Origin of the sequence: Streptomyces sp. NPDC052042 (assembly GCF_044548345.1) — a bacterium.
In the GTDB taxonomy this organism is placed as follows: Bacteria; Actinomycetota; Actinomycetes; order Streptomycetales; family Streptomycetaceae; genus Streptomyces.
In genome coordinates this window covers 1-1,191 of sequence record NZ_JBIUBU010000088.1, presented here as the reverse complement: position 1 = coordinate 1,191, position 1,191 = coordinate 1, and the positions used below count along the sequence as shown (strand labels likewise).

Sequence of the window (1,191 nt, the reverse complement as noted above, 5' to 3'; positions counted from 1 at the left end):
CGAGCTGATCTCAACCTCTGCCAGGTCGGCTTGAGCATGCGCAGACCCAGGTCTTCCCAGTGGGAGTTGGGCAGTGCCCGCTGAAGGACGGCTGATCCCGCGATCCGCCAGTACCCCTTGCTGCTGCCGGCCCACTCGCGGGCCTGCCACTCGGCGACGCCGAGTGCGCGGAGGTTCCTGAACCGGGCCTTGGGAAGCTTCCATTCCTTCCAGCGGGTCTGCCTCATCCTGCGGTGCAGCCACTTGTCCAGCTCCCGGAACAGGTGTGACCCGTCCGCGAGCTGGAAGTAGCCCATCCATCCGGTGGTGAAGCGGTTGATCTTCGCGATGCGTTCGTCCATCGCGATGCTCCACCGGCGTGAAGTCAGTTCCCGCAGTCGGTCCTTCAGGCGCTTGACCGCCTTCGGGCCGACGCGGATGCCGACCTTTCCGCCCCGGGCGAAGTAGAAGCCGAACCCCAGCAGCACCGCTGCGCGGGCGTGGACCACCTTCGACTTCTCCCGGTTGACCTTCAGTTTCAGCCGCTGCTCGACCACGGCCGTGACCGAGGCAAGCACCCTGTGGGCGGCCCGTTCGCTCCGCACGAAGATCCGCAGATCGTCGGCATAGCGCACGAACCGGTGACCGCGCCTGAACAGCTCCTGGTCCAGATCGTCGAGCATGATGTTCGACAAGACAGGCGAGAGCGGGGAGCCCTGCGGGGTCCCCTCCGCGCTCGGTTGTCTCACGCCGTCCACCATGATCCCGGCGTCCAGGTACCTGCGGATCAGTTTCAGGACCCTGCGGTCACTGACCTTGCGCACGACCCGCGCCATCAGGACATCGTGCTGAACCCGGTCGAAGAACCGGTCCAGATCAAGGTCCACGACCCACCGGTGACCGTCCTGGATGGCCCGCCGCGCGACCCGGACCGCCTGATGGGCGGACCGGCCGGGACGGAACCCGAAGGACGACCCCGAGAACTGCGGATCGAAAACAGGCACGAGCACTTGTGCGATGGCCTGCTGGATCAAGCGGTCCAGCACCGTTGGCACCCCCAGCATCCGCTCGCCGCCGCCAGGCTTCGGGATGATCACCTGACGGACCGGCGCCGGCCGGTAGATGCCCGCATCGAGCTCGGCCCGGATCCCGGGCCAGTGCACCAGCAGCCACGGACGAAGCTCCGCCGTGGTCATGCCGTCCACCCCGGGA

At 67.2% G+C, this 1,191-nt stretch carries 1 protein-coding gene; it reads right to left on the bottom strand.

All coding sequences use genetic code 11. The features are described from left to right. Positions 1-1,175 (bottom strand): group II intron reverse transcriptase/maturase (gene ltrA / locus ACIHCL_RS36985; RefSeq protein ID WP_399868939.1); only part of this gene is annotated, 1,175 nt, incomplete at its 3' end. Between the last annotated feature and the right edge of the window lie 16 nt (positions 1,176-1,191).